This is a genomic window from Streptomyces dengpaensis, from assembly GCF_002946835.1.
GTDB lineage: Bacteria > Actinomycetota > Actinomycetes > Streptomycetales > Streptomycetaceae > Streptomyces > Streptomyces dengpaensis.
Genome location: NZ_CP026652.1, coordinates 4563630 through 4587147, shown reverse-complemented (window position 1 = coordinate 4587147; position 23518 = coordinate 4563630). Strand labels below are relative to the sequence as shown.

General features: G+C 68.6%; 17 protein-coding genes and 5 tRNA genes. 9 read left to right on the top strand and 13 right to left on the bottom strand.

Annotated elements, in window-relative coordinates; genetic code table 11:
• Positions 1-337: 337 nt before the first annotated feature.
• From C4B68_RS21210 to C4B68_RS21190, 5 genes are all read right to left on the bottom strand, one after another.
• The gene (locus tag C4B68_RS21210; RefSeq protein WP_099505354.1) at positions 338-2437 is read right to left on the bottom strand and encodes a hypothetical protein; all 2100 of its coding nucleotides are present in this window, start codon (positions 2435-2437) and stop codon (positions 338-340) included.
• Positions 2434-3912, bottom strand: coding sequence for a hypothetical protein (locus C4B68_RS21205; RefSeq protein ID WP_099505355.1), 1479 nt, complete (start codon positions 3910-3912; stop codon positions 2434-2436). Before C4B68_RS21205 ends, C4B68_RS21210 begins: the two co-directional genes overlap by 4 nt.
• A gap of 158 nt (positions 3913-4070) precedes the next feature.
• Positions 4071-4766 carry a DUF6907 domain-containing protein gene (locus C4B68_RS21200; RefSeq protein WP_099505356.1) on the bottom strand — a complete coding sequence of 232 codons (696 nt, stop codon included), beginning with the start codon at positions 4764-4766 and terminating at the stop codon, positions 4071-4073.
• Between the two features lie 14 nt (positions 4767-4780).
• A complete protein-coding gene (locus tag C4B68_RS21195; RefSeq protein ID WP_099505357.1) occupies positions 4781-5065 on the bottom strand; it encodes a DNA-binding protein in 285 nt (94 codons plus the stop codon).
• Complete coding sequence (locus C4B68_RS21190) at positions 5062-5307, bottom strand: helix-turn-helix domain-containing protein (protein ID WP_099505358.1); 246 nt, start codon at positions 5305-5307, stop codon at positions 5062-5064. Before C4B68_RS21190 ends, C4B68_RS21195 begins: the two co-directional genes overlap by 4 nt.
• Before the next feature lie 109 nt (positions 5308-5416).
• On the opposite strand from C4B68_RS21190, the gene C4B68_RS21185 reads away from it, so the two are divergent.
• Together C4B68_RS21185 and C4B68_RS21180 are read left to right on the top strand one after the other, a co-directional pair.
• Positions 5417-6238, top strand: coding sequence for a hypothetical protein (locus C4B68_RS21185; protein ID WP_099505359.1), 822 nt, complete (start codon positions 5417-5419; stop codon positions 6236-6238).
• Positions 6239-6241: 3 nt separating this feature from the next.
• A complete protein-coding gene (locus C4B68_RS21180; protein ID WP_099505360.1) occupies positions 6242-7825 on the top strand; it encodes a site-specific integrase in 1584 nt (527 codons plus the stop codon).
• A gap of 64 nt (positions 7826-7889) precedes the next feature.
• Here C4B68_RS21180 and C4B68_RS21175 read toward each other — a convergent pair.
• From C4B68_RS21175 to C4B68_RS21155, 5 genes are all read right to left on the bottom strand, one after another.
• Positions 7890-7962 (bottom strand) — tRNA-Lys (locus C4B68_RS21175).
• Between the two features lie 145 nt (positions 7963-8107).
• Positions 8108-9643, bottom strand: coding sequence for an amino acid permease (locus tag C4B68_RS21170; protein ID WP_099505361.1), 1536 nt, complete (start codon positions 9641-9643; stop codon positions 8108-8110).
• 186 nt (positions 9644-9829) lie between these two features.
• Positions 9830-12028, bottom strand: coding sequence for a DEAD/DEAH box helicase (locus C4B68_RS21165; RefSeq protein WP_099505362.1), 2199 nt, complete (start codon positions 12026-12028; stop codon positions 9830-9832).
• Between the two features lie 240 nt (positions 12029-12268).
• Positions 12269-12802: a hypothetical protein gene (locus tag C4B68_RS21160; RefSeq protein WP_099505363.1), complete on the bottom strand. Its 534-nt coding sequence runs from the start codon at positions 12800-12802 to the stop codon at positions 12269-12271.
• Between the two features lie 131 nt (positions 12803-12933).
• Positions 12934-13284, bottom strand: coding sequence for a metallopeptidase family protein (locus C4B68_RS21155; RefSeq protein WP_099505412.1), 351 nt, complete (start codon positions 13282-13284; stop codon positions 12934-12936).
• Positions 13285-13529: 245 nt separating this feature from the next.
• On the opposite strand from C4B68_RS21155, the gene C4B68_RS21150 reads away from it, so the two are divergent.
• The 4 genes from C4B68_RS21150 (at position 13530) to C4B68_RS21135 (ending at position 15476) form a co-directional block, all read left to right on the top strand.
• A complete protein-coding gene (locus C4B68_RS21150; RefSeq protein WP_099505364.1) occupies positions 13530-15113 on the top strand; it encodes a metallophosphoesterase family protein in 1584 nt (527 codons plus the stop codon).
• Between the two features lie 80 nt (positions 15114-15193).
• A tRNA-Glu gene (locus tag C4B68_RS21145) sits at positions 15194-15266 on the top strand.
• Between the two features lie 37 nt (positions 15267-15303).
• Positions 15304-15378, top strand: a tRNA-Asp gene (locus tag C4B68_RS21140).
• 24 nt (positions 15379-15402) lie between these two features.
• Positions 15403-15476, top strand: a tRNA-Phe gene (locus tag C4B68_RS21135).
• Between the two features lie 98 nt (positions 15477-15574).
• Here C4B68_RS21135 and C4B68_RS21130 read toward each other — a convergent pair.
• A complete protein-coding gene (locus C4B68_RS21130) occupies positions 15575-16411 on the bottom strand; it encodes an ATP-grasp domain-containing protein (protein WP_099505365.1) in 837 nt (278 codons plus the stop codon).
• 173 nt (positions 16412-16584) lie between these two features.
• Between C4B68_RS21130 and hrpA the strand changes: the two genes are divergently transcribed.
• From hrpA to C4B68_RS21115, 3 genes are all read left to right on the top strand, one after another.
• A complete protein-coding gene (gene hrpA, locus C4B68_RS21125; RefSeq protein ID WP_099505366.1) occupies positions 16585-20577 on the top strand; it encodes an ATP-dependent RNA helicase HrpA in 3993 nt (1330 codons plus the stop codon).
• 95 nt (positions 20578-20672) lie between these two features.
• Positions 20673-20747: transfer RNA gene (locus C4B68_RS21120), tRNA-Asp, on the top strand.
• A 203-nt stretch (positions 20748-20950) separates the two neighbouring features.
• Complete coding sequence (locus C4B68_RS21115) at positions 20951-21214, top strand: DUF6274 family protein (protein ID WP_099505367.1); 264 nt, start codon at positions 20951-20953, stop codon at positions 21212-21214.
• Between the two features lie 484 nt (positions 21215-21698).
• On the opposite strand, the gene bldC is transcribed toward C4B68_RS21115, so the two are convergent.
• Both bldC and C4B68_RS21105 read right to left on the bottom strand, forming a co-directional pair.
• Positions 21699-21905 (bottom strand): developmental transcriptional regulator BldC, encoded by a 207-nt coding sequence (gene bldC, locus C4B68_RS21110; protein WP_003949541.1) that lies wholly within the window; start codon positions 21903-21905, stop codon positions 21699-21701.
• Between the two features lie 617 nt (positions 21906-22522).
• Positions 22523-23371, bottom strand: a complete 849-nt coding sequence (locus tag C4B68_RS21105; protein ID WP_099505368.1) for a DUF8083 family protein — start codon at positions 23369-23371, stop codon at positions 22523-22525.
• Positions 23372-23518: the final 147 nt, after the last annotated feature.

Here is a 23518-nt window from a genome sequence, read left to right as displayed (position 1 = left end):
CCCGAACTTGAAACCGGATCGGGGCAGGCGCGGACGGCGCCTGAGCTGGGCTTCTTCCTCGCGGCGGCGCAGCCTGCCCCGAAAGCCCCGCTTTTCTGAGGGCACAGGGGGGAGGCGAGGGGAGGCACCCTTATGTGCTCCCCATGGCTCACGCCGGAAGGGTGTCGCTCATTGCGCGAGTGTCTAGGTAGGGAAAACGGGGCTTTCGGGGCAGTAGATAGAGAGATAAGAAGAAGTCCCAGCTCAGGCCGTGTTTTGCCTTGCCCCGATCGCGTTTCAGAATCGGGGCAGTGCCCCGAAAAAAGCGGGGCAGGAGGCTCAGAACCGGGGCAGACGTTCAGGACCATCGGGTCAACGCCTCCGCCTTCAGGTGCAACACCCGCGGCCTCGCGCCCCCTGCGCTCACTTTCGTTGTGAGGTGGCCCGGGTCGGCGGAAGGTAGCAGTTCGGCGGCGAACAGCGCCTTGTGGACCCGCGCACGGCTTGTCTGCAACGGAGTGCGCATCCGGTCGGCCTGGGCGACCGCCGCCGTGTACGCCGCGCCTGGATCCAGGTAGACGTCCGTTCCGGACACCCAGCCGATCTTTTCGCCGCGCGCGGACAGGCGGTCCATGTCGTCCCGTGCCCAGCCCCATCGCGCTGCCTCCGTCTGCGGAGGAACGCCGTCGGAGTTCAGGTCGGCCAGGTAGGCGCGGCCGTTCGTGAGAGACGTGCGGATCGCGCTCAGGTAGATCGCTTCCGCAGACAGTGACCTCGTCTCCGCGGACTGGACTGCCGCACCGTCGAGGAGCGCGGTGCGGCACCGGCTGTACAGCTCCTTCTTCTCCTCATCGGTGACGGCGCCGATCTCCTGGGCGTACCGCAGGAACCAGCGCATCCCGAGCAGCAGGCCCGCGACGGCTTCCGGGGCGCGCGCGTGCCCGGCCGCCTCCTTGGCCAAGGCGTTGCGCACTCCGCCCAGTTCGACCTTCAGCTGGCCCGACCAGTCCTCGATGGACTCGTACTGCGCGGCGAGCCACTGCACGTACCCGGCCATGGCCTGCGCGTAGACGCCCTCGTCGGCAGTCCTCTGCGCGGGCGTGAGCCGGTCGCTGGTCACGTCGTCCTTGACGATCTCAACGAGGCTCGTGCGCGCCTGGAGCGACTGCCCGGGAGGCACGTCCTCCCCGGTGCACACCACCTGCGCCCGCGGGTACAGCTCTGGCCGCACGGTGCCGTCGACGCGCATCCGGGACCGGCCGGCGCTGTTCGCCGACCCGCGCACGAGACGCTCAACCTTCTCGTTCAGCTTCGCCAGGTCGGTCTTGGTGGCGGCGGCCTGTGGGACGTAGTCGTCGACGACCATCAGGACGTTCGCCAGCTGGAAGGCGATGCCTTCCATGGCGTTCGCGGTCGACTGCCATCCCGTGGGGAAACCGCGGACTGTCAGCTCGGGCCCGAAGTGCTGCGCGAACAGGGCGGCGATGTGGCTCTTGAACGCTCCCGTTCCGCCGAACGTCCACAGGGTCGTCTCCGGCTGGAGCGGCAGCGGAGCCCGGTAGGTGGCGCACAGCTGCGGGGCCATCACCTTGTCCGGCCCGAGGTCGAGCAGGGCCAGCGATGCCTTGACGGCGTCGGCGGCTTGCGTCTTGTCCGGGGCAGGGAGTGCGTACCGGTTCAGTTTCTCGGTGCCCAGGTCGACCGCGGTCGTCTCGTCCATGCCGTCCGCGCCGAGCGCCCCGGTGCTGGTGAGGAACACCTGCCGTCCGTCGATCTCGGTCCAGCCGGTGAACGCGTAGGTGGTGCGCTCCTCCACCATTCCGAGGCTGAGGAACTGGGCGGCGGCGACGACGTGCGCCTCGTCCCGGGAGCAGGGGTAGATGATGCCCCGGCCGCCGATCGCGTCGTAGGTCCAGTCGCGGGCGCTCTTCAGGCCGGCCTTTGTGACCTGCACGATCCCTTCGGCGCCGTTGACGCTGCTGGCAACCTTGAGGGTGAAGAGCTTTTGGATCTCGGCCCCGGTGTGCCGGGTGACTTCCTCGGTGACCATCGGGACGAAGTTCGCCAGGTGTACGGGCCCGAAGTGGCTGTTGAAGTACAGCCCATCGTCGTCGGTGTAGTACGGCGCGGGTGGTGCTTCGGGGAGGCCATCGAACATGTCGTCGCGCTCGGCGCGCGCCTTGGCGGACAGGGAGGCGCGTGCTTCCTTGACTGCGTCGTTCCAGTCGCCCGGCTTCACCGCCTTCGCGGCGACCAGCGCGTTCTTGTATGTGCGGAGCTTGATGTCTCCGAGCGGGATCACCCACAGGGCGATGCCGTAGATGAGGTTCTGCCGCTCTTCTTCGTCCTCGACCTTGTCGAACAGTGCGACGGTGGCGGTGAGGTTGCTGTAGTCGTGCTGCGGCTCCTGGTCCTCGTTGTCCACCGGTGCTTCGGTGGCCGTGTCGTTGATGGTCACTTCCCGGCCTCCCGGTAGGAGGCGCGGATGATGGTCATGGCGAGGTCGTTGTCGAGCCCGGCACGGACAGCCGCCTTACGGAAGGCGTCGGCGACGGTCTTCGGTTCGGCCTTGGCCTCGCGGCCAGCCTCGAACCCGTTGCGCGCAGCCCACTGGAGCAGCCCGGCAGCGTCCTCTCCGGATGCCCCGGCGACCTTCGTCACCAGCGTTCTCAGACGCTTCGCAGGATGCATGTAGGTGCGAGGTCGCGGCACAACTGCGTCAGGCTGCCGTATCCCGGCGGCCTCGCCGTCGTTGCGTGCGGTGGCCTGCCGGACGTCGTCGAGAACAGCGCCGGGCAGAGCGCGCGCGGCGGTGGTCGCGCCGTCGCGGCCGTGGGCGGCGCGGAGGATGTCGCGGGACGCCTCGGACTCGTCGCCCCCGTGGTGAAGCGCGGCGAACAACTGGCCCGGGGAGAGGACATGACCGATCGCGGCGGCGGTGATGCCCGGGAAGTTGTCGCTGCGGATGGTGACTGCGGCACCGCCCTTGTGGACGGCGATCCCGTCCTTGGAGCAAGTCTCGTCCCAGCCGGGCCGGTTCCAGCGCTGGCATCCGTTGCCGCAGTAGGAGCAGGTGCCGGGGTACTGCTCGGCGTAGGTGGCGCCGACGTGCGTGAGGATGTCGCCGCAGCAGGCGTGGTCGCCGAGGATCTCCATCGGGCCGCGTCCGCCCGGACTCCGGGTGTCTTTCGCGCGCTCCGGTCGCTGCGCTGCGGCTGGCGGCGTCCGCTTCTTCGGCTTAGGTGCCAGCCGCTCGGCGAGTTCGAGGACTTGCTCAAGGCTGTACCGCGGCCCTCCGTCCCGGACAACACGGCACATCGCCGGCGTCCGGCCGGGCTTCCGGTTGATCGTGCCCGGAACCCGGAGCACACGGGCAAGGTCCTTCACCCCCGTGCCGTAGCCGACGCCCATCCTCTTCGCGCCGCTGAGGTAGATCCCCTGCCAGGCGGACGAGAGCGTGACCACGTCCTCGAAGGCGATGTCCTCGCCAATGACGATGGGCCGAACGAATTCGTGCCAGTGATAGAGCCCGCCACCCGAGTGCTCCTCCCGGGTCGCGTCCGGCAGGCCTCCGAACCGGGGGATGTCGTGGGCTTCGTCGGCTGAGGCGGGGAGGTTCTCAGCCTTATGTAGGGCGTTACCGAAGTCGATGTCCGACCACAGGCCGAACAGGGCCACGGAGTCGCGCGCGCTGCCGCGAGTCCCCTTCGGGAACCTGCCGTTGACCGTGGTGACGCGGCAGTAGATACCTTCGACCCCAGCGCGGTCTTGGTCGAGGATCCAGCTGACGGCGTAGTCGAGGTCGTCGGTCTGGATTCCGGTCCAGTTGCCCTTGGAACAGATGGAGAGAAGGCCTGGTGCCTCGACGCGGGGGGCGAGATATGCCCGGATGATGTCCGGGTCTGCGGCCAGCGGCTCGGAGAGGTTGTTCACGAACGTGTCCCTTGGACTGGATCTGATGGTGGTCCGTGATGCGCGCCGCCCTACCCCCTAGGGCGGCGCGCGGCCTGTCATCCGGGCTTGTCGTCGGCCGGACGGCCGGGGGGCGGGTGTAGCTACACCCCCGGGCGCCGCGGTGTTCTGCTCGGCGGTCACGCCTGCCGTCCGAGGTACTCGTCGCGGATGCGGACCAGCTCGGCGTGCCGGACGCGCATCTGCGCGGTGCGGCGTTCGAGCTTGTCGATGACGACGGCGAGGGCGTCGGGGTCGAGGTCTTCGATGTAGTGGTCCTCGGTGACCTCGATGGAGGCGTGCGGGATGCGCTTGGCGGGGTCCGCGTGGAACGGTTCCGTCTTGATCTGCACGCTGAGCGTGGCCCAGTCGCCAAGGTCGCTGTTGCCGCATCCGATCGCCAGCTCGGTGGTGTTGGCCTGGTCGTACTGGACGCACCAGATCTCGTCGGCGGGCGCCTGGCCCGACGCAGCCTCCAGGTGGAGGGTGTTGCAGCCGCTCATGCAGGTGACGTTCAGCGGCATCCCGGTGTCGCTGTCGGCGACGGTCCAGGTGCGGGGCTTGTCCGCCGGTATCTGCTGGCCGGCGGCCTCGTGGTCGAGGGCGAGCCGGACCGCCTTGCTGATCAGCCGGTGCTGCTCGGCGGCCTTTGCGATGACCTGGTCCGCGGTGACCACCTGAAGGTCACCGTGGTTGGCCTCGCTGCTGGCGATCAGCGTGGGCTGGCCGTTGTCGAGGTCGTTCATGGCCTCGACGTGGAAGAAGGTGCTGATGCTCTGCTCGGCCGGGGCCGGCGTCGCCGTTGACGCCGCTGAAGGACGTGCGATAGTTGCCATGAGCTTGCTCGCTTCTACTTGCTGGAACTTGTGGTTGCGGATTGCTCGACAGGCGGCGCCGGCTGGTACCCGGCGCTGTCGTCGTTTGTGGGCAGGTGGAGCCAGGTGAGGACGTCGATCGTCCGCACGTAGCGCTTGCGCCCGAGGCGGACCGTCTCGACAGGGAGGCGGCCCTCTGCGGCCAGCTGGAACGTGGTGCTCTCGGCTAGCTGGCAGACGCCCCGGCCGAAGTCCGGCCACAGGGGCATGAGCGGCGGCTGGTCGTACATCTGAGCGACGGTGAACAGCCGGTCTTTCATGCCGCGACTTCCCGCGGCAGTAGTGGCTTGAGGTGCCCGGCGAGTTCGTCCAGGTCGACGACGAGGGCCAGGCGGTAGAGCGCTTCGATGGAGAGCTGCTTTTCGCCGCGCTCCACCTTGGACAGGTGACCCGGGTCGATCCCGGAGTCTTTCGCTGCGGCCCGCAAGGTCAGGCCTTTGGCCTCCCGAGCAACGCGCAGCGAAGGCGGATCCACTCTGCAGGTGGTGGAATCGATCTGCATGTCGTTGAACGTAAGGCATCACGCAGATTGAGTCAACCACCAGTGGAATATTCTGCGATCAGTTGAGTGAGTCTGGCGGACCGTTGACCCGTGGTCTACGGTGAGACCCATGAGTGGAGACATCGATCGTGACGCTGAGCTACTGAAAGACGAGAGCCACTACCCAGAGCATTTGCGCACGCCGCCCGAGAAGGTCCTGTCCGCTAACCAAGTGGTCGCCTTCAACATGTGGCGAGCCCGTCGGTCCTCGGGATGGAGCCAGCAGGAGGTAGCCGAACTGCTGGAGAAGTACACGGGGAGGTCTTGGTCGAATGCTTCAGTGAGCGCAGCCGAGCGATCATGGCAGGGGGGTCGGCCCCGCAAGTTCGACGCGAACGAAATCCTGGCGCTCACGAAGATCTTCGACGAGCCGATGGTCTACTTCTTCTTGCCCCCGGAGGACGCGCGCTGGAATAGGGGGAACGTCGGAATGCGCGAGTTCCCGGATGAGTTGCCCAACAAGGATCCGGAGGACAAGGACTCCGATCTCATGGGTCTTATCCCGGTGGCGGACTACATCCAATCGCTCGGCATGTGGCAGCTCACGCCCGCGATGGAGTTCCGGATCAACGAACTCACCCTCCGGCACCTGGGGCTTTCCTGGACTGCTCCGAAGTGGAGTCATCCATTCAAGCCTTACCACCCAGAGGGTTACGCATCGTCCCGCAGGACGGAGCTTCGCTCATTGAGCGACGCAGACGGACCTGCAGGGCGCGAGCTGAGCTTCACGATCGACAAAGAGGAATTCCAGCGCGTCATCAATGACGTCAGGGGGCGACTGGAGCGAAGCCTGGAACAGCACAGTGCAGATCTCGCACGGAGGGCCGCAGAGGAGATGGCGCATGAAATCCTGAACCGTCAGAGTCCACCCGAAGACGAGGCCCGGGAGTAGCCCGTGAAGGGTTCGACGTACCGCCGCTGCTACTGCCGAGACGAGGATGGCAGGGCGCTGAACAAGTCGTGCCCGCAGCTGTCGTCCCGCCGCCATGGGGTGTGGGCGGTACGTCAGGAGCTGCCCCCGCGGCAGGACGGCACCCGCCGGTCGTTCTCCCGCTCTGGCTACAGCAGCGCCAAGGACGCACAGGACGCGCTGGACCAGGTCCGCGCCCTACTCGCGATCCCCGACGGCGACGACACCGAGAACCAGACACGTATCGGCGACCTGCTCGAGGAGGTCAGCAAGAACGCGAAAGCCCCGCTCCCGGACCTGGCCGAGACGCGGCGGCGCCTGGTGCGCGGGCAGAAGCTGACGGCGACGATGACCGTCGGCGACCTGCTCGACGAGTGGCTGGACGTGAAGCGGAAGTCCCGCAAGAAGACCACCCTGAACGGCTACGAGTCCCACGTGCGGGTCCACATCCGACCGGCGCTCGCCCACTACCGGCTCGACCGGCTCGGCGTCGGCCACGTGCAGCAGATGTTCGACGGGATCGACGACGCTAACGAGGCGGTCGCCGCGGAGAACCAGGCCCGCCGCGCGCAGGAAGCCCGCTGCCGGTGGGCGAAGGGCGGCCGGCCCCCGGCGAAGGAGCGCGAGCGGCTTGCCGCCGAGCGGGCGAAGCTGGCGGAGATGCCGCCGTACCGGCGGATCACGGGCCCGGCGAGCAAGCAGGCCATCCGGCGAACGCTGCGTACCGCCCTCAACTTCGCGATCGGCCGGGAGTACATCACCTTCAATCCGGCCAGCTTCGTGGAGCTGACGCCGGCGAAGCGCCCGCCCGGCCTGCTGTGGACGGACGAACGCGTAGCTCGCTGGCGGGAGACCGGGGAGCGCCCGTCGAGCGTCATGGTCTGGACGCCGGAGCAGCTGGGCCAGTTCCTGGACGCGGCCGAGGGTGACCGCCTGTACGCGGTCTTCCATGTGATTGCCCATCACGGCCTGCGCCGCGGTGAGGCGGTGGGCCTGGACTGGGAGCACGTCTCGTTCGCGGGCAGGCAGTTGCTGGTGGCGAAGGAGATCACGGTGGACGGCTGGACGCCCATCGAGACGACGCCGAAGACCGACGGTTCCGCGGATGTGGTGAGCATCGACCGCGAGACTGTGGCCGTCCTGCAGGCGCACCGCGAGCGCCAGCTGGCGGAGCGCTCCGAGCGTCTGGACGCCGGCCTGCCGTGGGCGGACACGGGCAAGGTGTTCACCGACGAGGGCGGCGGGTGGCTTCACCCTGAGACGGTGTCGGAGACGTTCCGCGCCATCGTCGCGGACGAGGATCTGCCGCCCATCAACTTGCGTGATCTACGTCACGGGGCGGCGGCGCTCATCAAGGCGGCGGGCGGAGACCTGCACGACGCGAAGGTGAAGCTGCGGCACTCGACGATCACGCTGACCTCGGACACGTACATGACCTTGTTCCGGGAGTACGAGGACGAACTCACGGAGAAGGCGGCGGCCGTCGTGCCCCGCGCGCGGAAGGCCGCCGACGGCACATCCGCTCACGCATCGCTCACGCAGGAGCCCGGGAACGACGACGCCCCCTGACTGGTCTCAACCAATCAGGGGGCGTTCTCCCAGCGTATCCGCCAGTTGGATTTTCCAACTCAGGTAGACCCTGTGGGACTCGAACCCACAACCAATGGATTAAAAGTCCACTGCTCTGCCAATTGAGCTAAGGGTCCACGCACCGGCCCGGCACCGATCCCCTAGACCGATCCCGTGTCGACGCATCCCCGAGCATAGCCGGACGAGGCTGGGACTCCGATCGGGTATCGGGGACCCGGCCACGCCACAAGCGTGTGAGAGACCACGAAAGGCGTACGAGATTCACGGGTCGACGGGTTCGGGTGCCCCCTTGCGGGCCTCCTCACGGGCGATGGTCCGTTCGTGGCCGGGGTTGAGGAACCAGTGGCGGGCCGAGGCCAGCCACCAGGTCGCCGCGAAGCCGAGGACGACGAGGACGGCGATCGGGGCGTAGTTGAACGTCTCCCAGGTGACCGGCGAGACCTGGGGCAGCATGAAGAGGACGGTGATCACGCCCACCCAGGCGATGGCGACGATGCCCACGGGACGCGACCAGCGGCCCAGGTGCCAGGGGCCGCGCTCGAAGGCGTCGCCCTTGCGCACCCGCAGCAGCGTGGGGATGACGTACGCGACGTAGAGCCCGATGACCGCGATCGAGGTCACGGCCGCGTATGCGGTGTAGTTGATCAGGTACGGCAGGCCGAGGAGCAGTGCACCCATCGCCGCCAGCCACACCGCCGCCACCGGGGTTCGCGTGCGCGGGCTGACCGTGTGCCAGACGTGCGAGAAGGGCAGCGCGCCGTCCCGCGAAAAGGCGTAGATCATACGGCTGTTGGCCGTGACCGACGCCATCCCGCAGAAGAGCTGGGCTCCGATCACGACCAGCAGGAGGAGCTTCCCGGCCGTGGCGCCGAGCGCGTCGAGCAGGATCTGGGCCGGCGGCGCGCCCGTCGCCGAGCCCAGGGCGCCGTCGTACGACTGGATCGCGAAGGTGAAGCCGAGGAGGAGGACGAATCCCGCGATCCACGACGTCCAGATGGAGCGGACGATGCCCTTCGGGCCCGCCGTCGACGCGTCGTGCGTCTCCTCCGTCATATGGGCCGAGGCGTCGTACCCGGTGAAGGTGTACTGCGCCATGAGCAGTCCGATGAGGACGACGTAAACGCCGCTGCCCCAGCCCGTGTTGTTGACGAACTCCGTGAACACGAAGGACGCCGACTGGTGCTGGTCCGGTACGAACGTGAGCGCGCCCGCGATGACCGCGACGCCCACCACGTGCCACCACACGCTGATGCTGTTGAGGAGGGCGACGATCCGGACGCCGAAGGTGTTCAGGAGGCCGTGCAGCACCAGGATCCCGGCGAAGAGAAGGATCGTGCGGCCCGGCGTGACCTCGAAGTCGAACTGGAGGTTCAGATAGGCGCCCAGGAAGGACGCGGCGCCGAAGTCGATGCCCGCGGTCACCGCGACCTGGCCGAGGACGTTGAACCACCCCGTGAACCAGGCCCAGGCCGCCGCGCTCCGCTCCGGGGCGAGCCGGTGCGCCCAGAAGTACAGCCCGGCGGACGTCGGATAGGCCGAGCAGATCTCGGCCATGGCCAGTCCCACGAACAGCGTCATCAGTCCGACCGCGACCCATCCCCAGGTGATCACGGCGGGACCGCCGGTGTTCATGCCGAACAGGTAGAGCGTCAGGCAGCCCGACAGGACCGAGATGATCGTGAAGGAGACCGCGTAGTTCGAGAACGCCGACATGCGGCGGGCGAGCACCTGCGTATAACCGAGCTGGGCAAGCCGTTCTTCGTCCGACAGCCCACTCCTCATGGCGTCATCTGTCATGCCCCCAGCGATTCCCTCGCCGGGGGCATGACATGCGCCAACTCGTTGGCCAAAAACGGCCCTTGCCGTCTGTTCATGCCGTACGGATCTCCGGAGGGATGGTCAGGGCACAGGCGAGGGCCCGTACGACCGGAGTCGTACGGGCCCTCGATGGCTCACGTCAGGCTGTGCGGCGCACAGGCTGTGTCAGCCGTTGCGCTTCCAGCGCGGCTTCTCGTCGCGGCGGCCGAAGGAACCGGCGCCGGTGCCGCGGTGGTCGTCGCGACGGCCGTACGGGCGGTCGTGGCTGCCGGAGCGGAAACCGCTGGAGGGGCGGTTGTCCTGACGATCGCGGTTGAAGGGACGGTCGCTGCCACGGTGGCCGCCACGGTCGTCACGGCGCTCGAAGGAACGGCCGCCGCTGTCGTCACGACGGAACCCGCCACGGTCGCCGTCACGGCGGTCGTCACGGCGGTCGTCACGGCGGTCACGGTTGAAGCCGCCACGGTCGTCACGACGCTCGTTGTCCCGGCGGAAGCCACCACGGTCGTCGCGGTTGAAGCCACCGCGATCGTCACGACGCTCGTTGTCCCGGCGGACGCCGCCACGGTCGTTGTCCCGGCGGAAGCCACCACGGTCGTCGCGGTTGAAGCCACCGCGATCGTCACGACGCTCGTTGTCCCGGCGGAAGCCACCACGGTCGTCACGGCGGTCATCGCGGCGGAACCCACCACGGTCGCCGTCACGGCGGTCGTCACGACGGTCACGGTTGAAGCCACCGCGGTCGTCACGACGGTCGTTGTCCCGGCGGAAGCCACCACGGTCGTTGTCACGGCGCTCGTAGTTGCCCCGCTCGTCGCGACGCTGACGCGGCTGCTCGTACGCCGGACGCTCGGCGGGCTGCTCGGACACGGCGGCCGGGGCCGACGCCTCCGCCGCCACGGCCTGCTCGGCGACGGCATCGGCGGCCGCGGCGACGGCCGCCTCCGGGTCCTCGCCCCGCTCACGCGCGGCACGGGCGACCAGCCGGTCGGACTCCTCGCGCAGCTCGACCGCACGACGCTGCGCGCGCTCCAGCTCCTTCGTGAGCTGCGAGACCTCGCGCTCGGCCTGCTGCGCGGCGTTGCCCGCCGACTCGGCCTGGACCTCGGTCATCGAGCGGGCGCCGGTGATCTCGGCGACCTCGGGCTCGAAGGCCGTACCGGAGTTGATGATGTGACGCGAGGCGTCGACGCCCGCGTCCTCCATCAGCCGGAAGATCTGACGGCGCTGGTGCGGCAGGGACAGCGACACGACCGTGCCGGAGCGGCCCGCGCGAGCCGTACGGCCGGAACGGTGCAGGTAGTCCTTGTGGTCACCCGCCGGGTCCACGTTCAGCACCAGGTCGATGCCGTCGACGTGGATACCGCGCGCGGCCACGTCGGTCGCGACGAGCGCGTTGACGTAACCGTCTTTGAAGTCGGCCAGCGTCCGCGTCCGCGCGCCCTGCGTCATACCGCCGTGCAGCGCGTCGGCCTTCACACCGGCGTCGCGCAGCTGTTCGGCGATGCGGTCGGCGCCCAGCTGGGTGCGGACGAAGATGATCGTGCGGCCCTTGCGGGAGGCGATCGCGGCGGTGACCGGCGCCTTGTCCTTGGGCTTCACGATGAGGATGTGGTGCGACATGGTCGTCACCGCGCCCTGGGCGGCATCGACCTCGTGCGAGACCGGGTCGACCAGGTAGCGCTTGACCAGCGTGGAGATCTCGTTCTCCATCGTGGCGGAGAACAGCATGCGCTGACCGCCGGCCGGGACCTGGTCGAGCAGCTCGGTGACCTCGGGCAGGAAGCCCAGGTCGGACATCTGGTCGGCCTCGTCGAGGACGGCGACCTGGACGTTCTCGAGGGAGCAGGCGCCACGGTTGATGATGTCGCGCAGCCGGCCCGGGGTGGCGACGAGGATGTCGACGCCGCGCTCCAGGGCGTAGATCTGGTTGCCCATCGACGTACCGCCGCAGACGACCTTCATCTTCAGGCCCAGGACATCGCCGTACGGCTGCAGCGCGTCCGCGACCTGCATCGCGAGCTCACGGGTCGGGGTGAGGATGACGGCGCGCGGCTTCTTCTTCTCGGTGTGGCCGCCGGCGAGCTGCGCCAGGGTCGGCAGACCGAAGGAGAGGGTCTTGCCGGAGCCGGTGCGGCCGCGGCCGAGGATGTCCTTGCCGACCAGGGCGTCCGGGATGGTCGCGGCCTGGATCGGGAAGGGGGTGGTCACACCGTTCTGCGCGAGCTTGCGGACGACGCCCTCGGGCAGACCGAGGTCGGCGAAGGTGGCCTCGGGAGCGGCGCTCTCGTGGCCGGTCGTGCCGTTCTCGTTCTCGTCCCCGTTCTCGGGCACGACGACGTGATCAGTACTGGAAACAGACATGCGAAATACGAACCTTCCGGAGTTCTACGGCACGCGCCCAAACTCCGTGAAGTCGCAATCGACCGCCTCTATGCGGTCCGGCCACGGCAAGGGAGAGTACGCGCCACACGCGGCGCGCTCTGCGTTGGCGCCGGGCAAATGGGATCAAACGATCTACCACCATACGGGTCCACCGCCCCCGAAGGCAAACCGAGAAAAGGGGGCAGGTCAGCGACGGACACGTCTGCTCAAGGAGACGGCCTAGGCCGGCGCCCCGGCCTCAGGCGCCGGCTCCCGTTCCACCAATTGCGCCGACTGCTGCTCGTGCGCCGAGGACGACGGCTCGGCCGTACCCGGATCGGACGCGGGCGGTGACGACGCGGGCGGAGGAGGAGGCGGCGGCTCGGCCGACGTGTGCGGAGGAGGACTCGGCTCCCCCTTCGGCGGCGCGGACGGCTCCGCCCCGCCCGGACGCCCCTTCCCGCCCTTCCCGTCCGGAGCCTTGGCGGACGGCTTGGCACCGCCGGACACCGAAGCCGACGCGGACGCCCCCGCGGACGCGGACTCCCCCGGCTTCGCCGAGGCCGCGCCGCCCTTCGCCCCTTTGCCCCCGGGGAACCCGACGCCACCCCCGCTCACCGCGGATCCCCCGTCGCGCGCCTCGCCACCGCGCCGCCCCGCCGAGTGCGAGGGCCCCGGCCGCGACCCGTCGTCACCCACGCTCATACAACCGGCGGCCGCCGCGACGGCCAGGACCGTGGCGGCCAGACGGACAGGTACGTACAAGGCGCACACGGGCAGCCACCTCCGGATGGGGCCTCCCCGGCTCGAGCGAAGCCGAGAGTTGGGGAAGGGACGGGGAGTCCCCCTGCCCAACTCCCGCCGCCCACAAGAAGACACGCACCGCGAAGGCACTCGCCGGGACGTCATCCGTACCCGAGCGCGTGCAACCGGGCGTCGTCGATCCCGAAGTGATGGGCAATCTCATGGACCACGGTCACTTCGGTTTCCGCGACCACGTCCTCGCGTGTGTCGCACATCCGCAGAGTCGGCCCCCGGTAGATGGTGATCCGGTCGGGCAGCACACCCGCGTACCACTCCCCACGGTCCGTCAGCGGGGTCCCCTCGTACAGCCCGAGCAGCTCGGGATCGTCGGCGGGCGGTTCGTCCTCGACGAACACCGCCACGTTGTCCATCAGTCGCGTCAGCTCCGGCGGAATCCGGTCCAGCGCCTCGGCGACCAGTTCCTCGAACTCCTCGCGCGTCATTTCCAGCACCTGGCCATTGTCGTGCACGACACGCTCGTACGAGAGCTGAAGGCAACGCCGCCCGAATGTCGAGGACGGTTCGTACGACGGTGGAGGCGCGGCCCGTACGGCCGTGGAGCCGCACTCGTACAACGGTGGAGGCGCAGCTCGTACGGGCGTGAAGGCGCGGCCCGTACGGCTGTGGGGACCTGGCCCGTACGGCCGATGGGGTCGCGGGCCGCATACCCGCCGCCGCACCTGGGCATACGGGACCAATGGCCCGCGTCCCCGCTGCCGTCACCGCCGCCGCGCACCGCCTGCGCAACGGCGCCCGTAGGGCGCCGCGCGCCCTGACCCGCCACTACCGCGCCCGCCGTGCGTTCCCGGAGGTCGAGCTCGTCCCCCAGCCGCACCCGTTCACCCGCGCCCTCGGCCTCCTCTGTGTCGTCCTCCTCGGCGCGTGGCTGGGACTGCTGATCGTGGGGAACGTGCGCGTCCCGGTCGGCCCCATGGACACCACCATGACCCTGCGCCCCTCCCTCGCCGGCGGCACGAAGATCAACGTCTCCCCGCTCGGCGCGCTGGAGCTGCACAGCCACAAGGCCCCGCTGCGCCTGGACGTGGACGTGGACCAGCTCGACCCGGTCCGCGCCGAGGCCCTGGTCGACCACCCCGAGCGGCTGTCCGGACTCCAGGAGGAGGTCGCGCGGGACGTCGAACACGGCACCCTCGACCTGGCCGTACGCTCCTGCATCGCGGTCGTCTCCGGCGCCACCGCCCTCGGCCTCGCGGTCTACCGCCGCCCGCGCCGCGCCCTTGCCGCGGGCGGCCTGGCCCTCACCCTGCTGGCCGCGTCCGGAACGACGGCCTTCGCCACCTGGAACCCGAAGTCGGTCCTGGAGCCGAAATTCTCCGGACTGCTGAGCAGCGCCCCCTCCCTGGTGGGCAACGCCCGCAGCATCGTCAGCGAATTCGACGTCTACCAGAAGGAGTTGGCGCGCCTGGTGACGAACGTGACGAAGCTGTACGACGTCACGTCCACGCTCCCCGTGTACGAGCCCGACCCGACCACGATCCGGGTCCTGCACGTCTCCGACATCCACCTCAACCCGGCGAGCTGGAAGATCATCGCCTCGCTCGTCGAGCAGTACGCCATCAACGTGATCGTCGACTCCGGCGACACGATGGACCACGGCACCGCTGCGGAGAACGGCTTCCTCGACCCCGTCGAGGACCTCGGGGCCCCGTACGTCTGGGTCCGGGGCAACCACGACTCCCGGATCACCCAGCGCTACCTGGAAGGCATGAAGAACGTGCACGTCCTGGACGACGGCCGGGCGGTCACGGTCGATGGCCTGCGCTTCGCCGGCATCGGCGACCCGCAGTTCACCCCCGACCGCACGGTCGTACCGGGCGGCGACCCGGCGGAGGAGCTCGCGGGCGCCCGCCTGGCCTCGGCCCTGCGCGACCAGCGGGCGGCGGGCACGCCCGTGGACGTCGCCGTCGCCCACCAGCCGGCGGCGGCGCGCGAGACGGACGGCGAGGTGCCGCTGGTCCTGGCCGGCCACGTCCACCATGAGGAGATGGAGGTCATGAAGTACGGCACCCGCCTGCGCATCGAAGGCTCCACGGGCGGCAGCGGCCTGCGCGCCGTGGAGGGCAAGTACCCGGACCCGATCGAGGCATCGGTCCTCTACTTCGACCGCGACACACGCAGCTTCCAGGCCTGGGACGAGATCAAACTGGGCGGCCTGGGCCAGACGACGGCCGAGGTCAGCCGCCACCTCCCGAAGGAAAACCAACCGGGCGCCACCCAGTCCCCGACCCCCTCCGGAACCACCCCGCGGACGGTCCCGTAAACCGTTTTGGCGATACCTCCCGCCATCCCATATGCTTCTCACGTCCCCGACGCGCTGAGAAGCGCCCAGGCGGGCCGATAGCCCTCATCGTCTAGCGGCCTAGGACGCCGCCCTTTCAAGGCGGTAGCACGGGTTCGAATCCCGTTGGGGGCACGCAAGACCGTGTGCGACACTGTCGTACACAACGCTTGGTCCTGTGGAGCAGTTTGGAGTGCTCGCCACCCTGTCAAGGTGGAGGCCGCGGGTTCAAATCCCGTCAGGACCGCTGAGGTTTCCCCGGAAATCTCGTGGCTGGGTAGCTCAGTTGGTACGAGCGATCGCCTGAAAAGCGATAGGTCGCCGGTTCGACCCCGGCCCCAGCCACAACCGCCCTCACTAGGGCAAACAGCCCCGCCGAAGATTTTCGGCGGGGCTGTTCTCATGTCGGCCACCCCAGCCGGCACGCCACGGGGAGTGCCGGTTCAGGTGCGGGGTGAGATGCCCAGGAACCGGCAGAGGGACGTCGTCATGCTGGTGACGAAGGTGTCACGGGTCGCGTCGTCGACATGGTCCAGGGACAGGTAGGGGTTGAGGTCTTCCAGCTCGACCAGGAGCAGGTCGCCCTCCTGGGTGCGGCAGGCATCCACGCGCTGTATGCCGTGATCGAGGGTGTTCCAGTCGATGAAGCGGCGGGCGAAGGCGAGGTCGGCTTCGGCGGGCCGGTAGGGCTCGAGGACCCAGCGCCGGTCGGGGTCGGGGGCGTGGAGGGCGTACTGGAAGACGTCGTCGACGTAGTAGAACGACACCTCGTAACGGAAGTCGATGCGCGGCTGGACCAGAGTGTCGCCATGGGCGAGGGCACCCACTTGGTCCCGGGAGACGAAGTCGAGACCGATGGAGTCCGCCCCCGCCTTCGGCTTGACCACGTACTGGTCGGTCTCGGGAAGTGAACCGAGGTCCTGGGGCCGGTCGACGGTGGGGATGACCGGGTATCCGGCCGCTGTCAGGTCCAGCAGGTACTGCTTGCCGGCCATGTCGGCCCGGCCGGACAGCGGGTTGTAGACACGGGTGCCGCGCGCTGCCGCCTGGTTCCGGAAGGCGTCGTACTCCTCCTGGTAGTGCAGTACGGGCCCGCTGTTGCGGACCACGACCGCGTCGAAGGCATCCATCAGAGCGGCGGCCTCCAGCGGGTGGCACAAGGCGATGCCGAAGGCGTTCCGCAGCCGCGACGACAGGAAGATGTCCTCGTCGCAGTAGCGCCGCCCCCGGGCCTGGTAGGCGAGATCGGTCACGAACAGAACGCTGGGGCGGCCGGGCACGGTGCATCTCCTGGGTCGGGGCCCGCTACCCTAGGCCCTGTCGTCAAACTCACGTCTGCCCCGCGGGCGGACGACGGGAGTCTGACGACAGGGCCTAGCCAAGCCGTTGGGCACACCGTCGGGCACAAAAGGGTTCGCCAGTCATTTCGTCGAGGTGAGATCCTGGACCGCGTATGTCTACGCATCCTGCCCCCGCCCTCGGCGATCTCGCCCCCCGTCTGGCCGAGCTGTCCCTGCGCGACGCGCACCGGCTCGGGCGCAGGCTCGAGGGCGCGCGCAAGATCCGCAAGCCCGAGGCCCGGTCCGCCGTGCTCGCCGAGATCGAGGCGGAGGTCGCCAAGGTCGAGGGCCGGATGGCCGAGCGTCGTGACCGCGTGCCCGCCGTCACGTATCCCGAGCAGCTTCCGGTCAGCCAGAAGAAGGACGAGATCGCGGCAGCCATCCGCGATCACCAGGTCGTCATCGTCGCGGGTGAGACCGGGTCCGGTAAGACCACCCAGATCCCCAAGATCTGTCTGGAGCTCGGGCGCGGCGTCCGCGGCATGATCGGGCACACCCAGCCCCGCCGTATCGCGGCCCGTACGGTCGCCGAGCGCGTGGCGGAGGAGATGGACACGCCGCTGGGCGAGGCCGTCGGCTGGAAGGTGCGGTTCACCGACCAGGTGAATCCCGACGCCACCTTCGTCAAGCTCATGACGGACGGCATCCTGCTCGCCGAGATCCAGACGGACCGCGAGCTGCGCGCGTACGACACGATCATCATCGACGAGGCCCACGAGCGGTCCCTGAACATCGACTTCCTGCTCGGGTATCTCGCTCAGCTGCTGCCCAAGCGGCCCGACCTCAAGGTCGTGATCACCTCCGCGACCATCGACCCCGAGCGGTTCTCCCGGCATTTCGGCGACGCGCCGATCGTCGAGGTCAGCGGGCGGACGTACCCGGTGGAGGTGCGTTACCGGCCGCTCCTCGAAGAGGACGGTGACGACGCCGACCGCGACCAGATCACCGCGATCTGCGATGCCGTCGAGGAGCTGCAGGGCGAGGGCAAGGGCGACATCCTCGTCTTCCTCTCCGGCGAGCGCGAGATCCGCGACACCGCCGACGCACTGACGAAGAAGAACTATCCCCGCGCCGGAGGTGCTCATGGGCAGGGCATCGAGGTCCTGCCGCTGTACGCCCGGCTCTCGCACGCCGAGCAGCACCGCGTCTTCCAGCCGCACACCGGACGCAGGATCGTTCTGGCGACCAACGTCGCCGAGACCTCGCTCACCGTCCCGGGCATCAAGTACGTCATCGACCCGGGCACCGCCCGTATCTCCCGGTACAGCCACCGCACCAAGGTGCAGCGCCTGCCCATCGAGCCCGTCTCGCAGGCCAGCGCCAACCAGCGCAAGGGCCGCTGCGGCCGTACGAGCGACGGTATCTGCATCCGGCTGTACAGCGAGGACGACTTCCTCGCGCGTCCCGAGTTCACGGACGCCGAGATCCTCCGTACGAACCTGGCGTCCGTCATCCTCCAGATGACCGCGGCCGGCCTCGGCGACATCGAGAAGTTCCCGTTCATCGATCCGCCGGACCACCGCAACATCCGCGACGGTGTCCAGCTCCTCCAGGAACTGGGCGCGTTGGACCCGGCCCAGAAGGACGTACGCAAGCGGCTCACGGAGACCGGCCGCAAGCTCGCCCAGCTGCCCGTCGACCCCCGCCTCGCCCGTATGGTCCTGGAGGCCGACAAGAACGGCTGCGTACGCGAGGTCATGGTGATCGCGGCCGCGCTGTCCATCCAGGACCCGCGCGAGCGCCCGTCCGACAAGCAGGCGCAGGCGGACCAGCAGCACGCCCGTTTCAAGGACGAGACGAGCGATTTCCTCGCCTTCCTGAACCTGTGGCGGTACGTCCGCGAGCAGCAGAAGGAGCGGGGCTCGTCCGCGTTCCGCCGTATGTGCAAGCAGGAGTATCTGAACTTCCTGCGGATCCGTGAGTGGCAGGACATCTACAGCCAGCTGCGGACCGTCGCCAAGCAGATGGGAATCCACCTCAACGAGGAGGACGCGCCCGACCAGAGCATTCACGTGTCCCTCCTCGCCGGTCTGCTCTCGCACGTCGGCATGAAGGACGTGAAGAACGCCGGGGGGGAGGGTGGGAAGAACACAGGGAAGAACGAGTACCTGGGCGCGCGCAACGCCAAGTTCGCGATCTTCCCGGGTTCGGCGCTCTTCAAGAAGCCGCCGCGGTTCGTCATGTCCGCGGAGCTCGTCGAGACCTCACGGCTGTGGGCGCGCGTCAATGCCAAGATCGAGCCCGAGTGGGTCGAGCCCCTGGCGGAGCATCTGCTGAAGCGCACGTACAGCGAACCGCACTGGGAGAAGGACCAGGCCGCGGTGATGGCGTACGAGAAGGTCACGCTGTACGGCGTACCGATCGTCGCGCAGCGCAAGGTGAACTACGGGCGGATCGACCCGGAGGTCTCCCGCGAGCTGTTCATCCGCAACGCGCTCGTCGAGGGCGACTGGCGTACGCACCACAAGTTCTTCGCCGACAACCGCAAACTCCTCACCGAGGTCGAGGAGCTGGAGCACCGCGCCCGGCGCCGGGACATCCTGGTCGACGACGAGACGCTCTTCGACTTCTACGACCAGCGGGTGCCCGAACATGTCGTGTCCGGCGCGCACTTCGACTCCTGGTGGAAGCGCAAGCGCCATGACGAGCCCGAGCTCCTCGACTTCGAGCGCTCCATGCTCATCAACGAGAAGGCGGGCGCGGTCACCAAGGACGACTACCCGGACTCCTGGCGCCAGGGGAGGCTCAAGTTCCCCGTCACCTACCAGTTCGAGCCGGGCGCGGACGCCGACGGCGTCACCGTCCACATCCCGCTCCAGGTCCTCAACCAGGTCACGGACGAGGGCTTCGACTGGCAGATCCCGGGTCTGCGGGAAGAGGTCGTTACGGAACTGATCCGCTCGCTCCCGAAGCCGATCCGGCGGAATTACGTCCCTGCCCCGAACTTCGCCCAGAAGTTCCTGGAGCGGGCAGTGCCGTTGCAGGAGCCCCTCACCGTGACCATGGCGCGCGAGCTGAAGCGCATGGTCGGTGTGCCGCTCACGGCCGACGACTTCGACTGGTCCCGGGTCCCCGATCACCTGAAGATCACCTTCCGGATCGTCGACGAGCGGCGCCGCAAGCTCGCCGAGGACAAGGACCTGGAGGCGCTGAAGCTCCGCCTGAAGCCGAAGGCGCGCCAGGCGCTCTCCCAGGCCGCGGCGGCGACGGCGGAGCGCCAGGGCGGCGAGTCCCTGGAGCGTACGGGCCTCACGGACTGGACGATCGGCTCGCTGACGCGCGTCTTCGAGACACGCCGGGCGGGCCAGCCGGTGAAGGCGTACCCGGCGCTGGTCGACGACGGCGACACCGTCTCCGTGCGGCTCTTCGACACGGAGGCCGAGCAGGCGCAGGCCATGTGGAAGGGCACGCGGCGGCTGATCCTGCGCAACATCCCGGTGAATCCGGGCAAGTTCGCCTCGGACAAGCTGACGAACGCTCAGAAGCTCGCCCTGTCCGCGAACCCGCACGGCTCGATCCAGGCGCTCTTCGACGACTGCGCGATGGCCGCCGCGGACAAGCTGATCGGGGACTTCGGGGGCCCGGCGTGGGACGAGGAGTCGTACCGGAAGCTGTACGACAAGGTGCGCGCCGAGATCGTCGACACGACGGTTCGTACGGTGGGGCAGGTGCAGCAGGTCCTGGCCGCCTGGCAGGCCTGTGAGCGCCGCCTGAAGGGCGTACGGAGCCCTGTGCTGCTCGCGAACCTCGCGGACGTACGGGCGCAGCTGGACGGGCTCGTGAAGCCCGGCTTCGTGACGAAGACGGGCCTGCGGCGGCTGCCGGACCTGATGCGCTATCTGGTCGCCGCGGACCGCCGGCTCCAGCAGATGCCGACCGGCGTCCAGCGGGACACCACCCGCATGGAGAAGGTCCACGAGATGCAGGACGAGTACGCGTGGCTCCTGGAGCAGCTGCCGCAGGGCCGGCCGATCCCTTCGTCGGTCCTGGACATCCGCTGGATGATCGAGGAGCTCCGGGTCAGCTATTTCGCTCACGCGCTCGGCACGGCGTACCCGGTCTCCGACAAGCGCATCGTGAAGGCGATCGACGCGGCGGCCCCGTAACCGGATCCGTACGGTGAGTGAGTTCGACCCGGGGCTCCCCCCTCCTGTACAGTCTCTTCTCGCAGCACAGCGCACGAATAGTGGCTGCGAAACCTGGTCCTGTGGAGCAGTTTGGAGTGCTCGCCACCCTGTCAAGGTGGAGGCCGCGGGTTCAAATCCCGTCAGGACCGCTTTCATCAAAGGCCCGGAGCTTCGGCTCCGGGCCTTTTGCGTACGGCCATTGAGGGTGCCCGGAGGGTGCGGCCGGGCGTGCCTTCGGCCCCGTCCGGCGGCCACCGGCGGCTCGCTCGGGGACGCCCCCGCGTCTTGTCTTGACGCCGCCGCATTCCGCCGGTAACCAGAAACCAGGGCTCTCGACCCCCTGGAGGTGCGTATGGCGGCGTCCGCTAGGCACGAGACGCGAGCTCTGCTCCGCGCCCACCTGTCGGCCGCCTCGGGGTACCGCCATCTGACGCGGCACTGTCCGATCTGCCATCAGCTCCTGCGGCTGGCCATGGAGCCCGCTCCGCGCGACGAGCAGGACGCCGAGAGCGTGGCGACGGCCGAGTCCGTCGTGAGCGTCACGGCCGCCGAGGGCATCACGACCGCCGCGAGCGTCGCAACGGTCGCCGAGGACGAGAGTCCCTCCACGGCATGACGGCCCCAACTCCGTTATCGCAGAAGCCCCTCAGGCAACAAGCACTGTCACATGTGACGGGAGTCACCGCATAGGTTTTCAGAACCGCGGAACTTACCCCCTGCCTACAACTGCTCAATTTAATATGTGCAATTGCACGCCCTCGACGGGGGTGCCCACAGGAGATCCGACACCCCTCCCCAGACTCCAACAAGGCCGCTCACAGACGCGGCGTCAGGACGGGAACGGGGCAGACCCGGAGCACGCCCGGGGCAACACGGGTGCAGTCCTGGGGCAGCACGACGGCAGGCCCGGAGCGTCACGAGGGCACAAAAAATCGCGCTGGACCCGGCGGAGTCCAGCGCGATTGACGACGCACCCTGGGGATGAACCAAAGAGGCTTGGGCGTGGATCCTGTTGGGGCAGAACCCGCGTCGCTTGGAGCTGTGATGCGGACGCCTCGGCGGAATGGGGGACTTGCCGAATTGCCCGATTATGCGGTTATTTAGGCCTCGCTGCGCTGCTGCGGGATACCCGCGAGCAGTGCGCGGACCTCAGCCTCACGGTAGCGGCGGTGCCCGCCGAGCGTGCGGATGGACGTAAGCTTGCCGGCCTTCGCCCACCGCGTGACCGTCTTGGGGTCGACGCGGAACATCGTGGCGACCTCAGCCGGGGTCAGCAGCGGCTCGGCATCAGGGGTGCGAGCGGTCATGAGCGGCCTCCTCGGGAGAACCGAACCTTCTCGGTTCTTTCCTCTAAATTCTGCACCTTGACCCGCGTTGCCCGAAATGGCGGACGCGAGTCGAGTCGGTTATAGGACGAACGGCTTGTCCTCGGCACTACAACTACACCATCCGTCCAGCCGCGTCGGCCAAACCGATGGAATTGCCCTCCCAGGTGTTCATCAGCGACGGAAGCCGATGGACCATGCCATAGCGGACAGTCACGCCACTGTGACGATCAGTCACAGGGCGATCAGGAGTCACCAGACCCCCCATAGCGTGCAATGCTGAGATTCCACCCATAAGCGGGCGGAGAGAGCCCTCCCCCGGGCCCGTTGTCCTATTTTGGCACGAGGAAGGGCAAGCGACGCAAGGGTCTGGTTAGTGCTATCCATCACGCTTGACACGCTCTTGACGCGAAAAGCCCGGATCGGGACCTACGTCCTGGAGTGAGGGCTCTTCAGTGTGCGAGGACCATACGCGAGTTCGACGCACAGGAGTGAGAGAAGCAGATCACACTCCCCAGGGGGCCCAGGGACCTCGCGCGTCCCAACGGACCGCCGAGCCCGCACCCGGAGCCGCACCCGATCCCGCGCCCGACTCCGCCTCAGTTCGCCGAGCGCCGGTCCCTGACAGCCCGCCACCGCTCCACCAGCCGTGCGTAGGCCTCGCCCGCCGCCGCGCCGTCTCCGACGCGCAGCGCCTCGATGCCCTCGGCGACGTCCGCGGCCGAGTGGTCGCCCTCGAGATGCCCGGCCGGCAGGACGTGCACGAGCCCGCCGTAGTCCAGCTCCACGAGCGAACGCGGATGGAATTCCTCCAGCCAACGCCCGACGTTCACCAAACCGTCGATGAGCGGACCCTCCTCAAGGGTCTCCTTAAGCGTCTTCAGGGCCCGTGCCGTGCGCCGCCTCGCCTGCACCATCGGTGTCCTGTAGCGCAGCACCGGCATGGCGCCGCCGGGCCCCGCTCCCTTCTCGTACTCGCGCTCCGCGTCGGCGACGAGAACGAACCAGTTCAGCGGGACCTGCCAGGTCGAGGTGCGGATCCACGGGCGGGCGTCGGGGTTGCGGGCCATCCAGCGCTCGTAGTCCTGGGCGGCCTGACGGCGGACCAACGGCGGCAGCACCGCGTCCAGGACCGGCGCGGGCAGCTCCTCGGCGAGCTCCCCCAGGGCCTGCCAGCCGCGCAGCCGGGTACGCCAGGGGCAGACGCAGAGCACGCCGTCGATGTCCGCGACGAACGCGTCGCTGCTCTCGTGCACCGGCACCGGGATCGGCGGGGTGGGCAGCAAGTCGGCCAGGGAGCGGCGCAGTTCGTCCTGGTACGAGGGGCGGTCGGCGCGGCGGGCATAGCGGGCCCAGTGGCCGCGTTCCGGCTCCGGGAAGGCGGCCAGCGGTTCGTACACGCGCAGATACGACGCGTACGGAACGATCAGCGAGGACACCTTGGGCACGCCTGCTCCCTCCCCCGTGGGTGACGGGGAAAACCCGCGAAAACCGCTCACAACCTGACGAGAAATCTATGCAAATCGAACCACGGTTGTACGCCGCCAGTAGGTGATCCTGAACACTGCACCCAAGGCGGGTGGGCACAGGCTCTA